Origin of the sequence: Dyadobacter sp., from assembly GCF_051859145.1 — a bacterium.
Lineage (GTDB): Bacteria > Bacteroidota > Bacteroidia > Cytophagales > Spirosomataceae > Dyadobacter.
On record NZ_JBHYGF010000533.1, the window covers coordinates 1 to 1796 of the forward strand.

The 1796-nt window shown below is 45.3% G+C and carries 2 protein-coding genes and 1 pseudogene; 1 reads left to right on the forward strand and 2 read right to left on the reverse strand.

The window, feature by feature from the left end; all coding sequences use genetic code 11:
• A partial coding sequence (locus tag ACTIE6_RS23425; RefSeq protein WP_439558937.1) for a metallophosphoesterase family protein occupies positions 1 to 744 on the reverse strand: 744 nt, incomplete at its 3' end.
• 44 nt (positions 745 to 788) lie between these two features.
• On the opposite strand from ACTIE6_RS23425, the gene ACTIE6_RS23430 reads away from it, so the two are divergent.
• Positions 789 to 1607, forward strand: coding sequence for a polysaccharide deacetylase family protein (locus ACTIE6_RS23430; protein WP_439558938.1), 819 nt, complete (start codon positions 789 to 791; stop codon positions 1605 to 1607).
• Positions 1608 to 1610: 3 nt separating this feature from the next.
• On the opposite strand, the pseudogene ACTIE6_RS23435 reads toward ACTIE6_RS23430, so the two are convergent.
• A pseudogene (locus ACTIE6_RS23435) lies at positions 1611 to 1796 on the reverse strand (acyltransferase family protein); the annotation flags it as partial.

Below are 1796 nucleotides of genomic sequence, written 5' to 3' on the forward strand. Positions count from 1 at the left end.
TACAACCTGGAACCGGTGTAAATGTCCCAATGCGATATAATGTACGTTTTCGGGGAAGTTTTCGGTGTAGATTGCCTGTGCGCCGCCGATATGCAAAATAGGACGCTCTTCTTCGGGCTCCTCAGGTACCGGCTCACCTTTTTTCATGACAAACAAGTGCGTTGCGAGCAAATTGAAGCCTTTTTCATCCAGATATTCATCCGCAAGCATCTGCCAATGTTCCTGCAAATGCAGCCGAAGTAATTCTTCCGAATCTTCAACGCCCAGGAATGTTTTCAGGCGCTGTTCATTTGCGTAAGGGGTATGTAAAATCCGGAGAGGGAAGTCGCAGTTTGGTAAGTTTATTTCGATAAAACCTCTTGCAGTCCGGATTACGTCGACTTTCCCCTGGGTACAGAATGGTTTTACTTCGGTATTTGGAAAACCAACAAACAAGATCCCGCAAACCTTGGCCAGCGCGTCGGGTACCTGAATACGCTCAGGAGAATCGTGGTTACCGGCTATTGCAATCACCGCGCGTGCCCCGTTCGCAGAAAGTCGGTGTAAGGTACTGTATAATAGCTCGGTAGCTTCTGAGGAAGGATTGAAATTGTCAAAAAGATCACCGGCGATTACTACCGCATCTACCTGCTCGCGCTCCGCTATTTCACAGATTTCTTCCAGTACCAGCCTTTGTTCATCGAGCCGCGAATACAGATCAAGCTTTTTGCCGATATGCCAGTCGGCAGTGTGCAGTATTTTCATTTGTGTGATTAATTTAGCGAAAATAACATTTCATTCCCGAAGTATTGAAACAGCTCACCGCCGGAAATAATGCAGTAATGTTTTTTGTCCTCGTCTGCATCTGGATAGCAAGCGCGGGCTGTCAGCAGGAGAAAAATGCGGATTGCCGGGGCGGGATTGCTATTTCCTTTGATGATCATTTTATCAATGAATGGTACCACTTGCGGCCGCTTTTTCAGAAGTACAATGCAAAAGTGACATTCTTTATTACTTGTCCTGATAGCTTATCTGCGGACGAGATAACCAAGTTGCGCCAGCTTGAAAAGGATGGTCACGAGATCGGGTTTCATGGAACAATCCACGGCAGATCTACCCAACTTATTGAGGCCGAGGGACCAATGGGATACTACCAAACGGAAATCAAACCCGGAATGGGATATATGTCAGCTGCGGGGTTCAAACCCACTTCTTACGCACACCCTGGCGGGAATCATAATAAGCAAGTAGACTCTGTATTGTTTGCGAATGGTTTCAAAATCAATAGGGACGTCGCCATTTCAAAACGCAGGCTGCTCGGATTCCAGGTATACGCGGTGGCGCCCAGGTTAATGCCCTCAATTTTTTATGATTTTGACAAATTGAACGCAGTAGATGCGCTATTGATAGACACTGACTCAGGTCTGACAATTCAGGAAATGAAAGAGGCCATGCAAAAGGCGAATGCGACGGGGACTTCCTTAATGCTTTTTGGCCACGAACCTTTGTACAAAGCACCTGAGAATGGAGCCTATGGTTTTAGTGTGCGTTTTTTAGAAGCAATTTTGGAAGAAGCCAAGAAGCAGAATCTTGATTTTTATACCATGTCGGAGCTGGTAGAAAAGTAATACTTACCTCCCGAATTTCCTGTCTTTGAATTCCAACAATGGTTTTTCAAAAAAGGAAAAGGAGAATGAAGCTACTGCCACTGAGCCAATGAATGTGAGTAGATAAAGTGCTATCTGGTAAGAGGTTCCATTCCAATCAGGCAGATATTTGTTCAGCAGGTTGATAATTAAAACAATCACTACCACGTG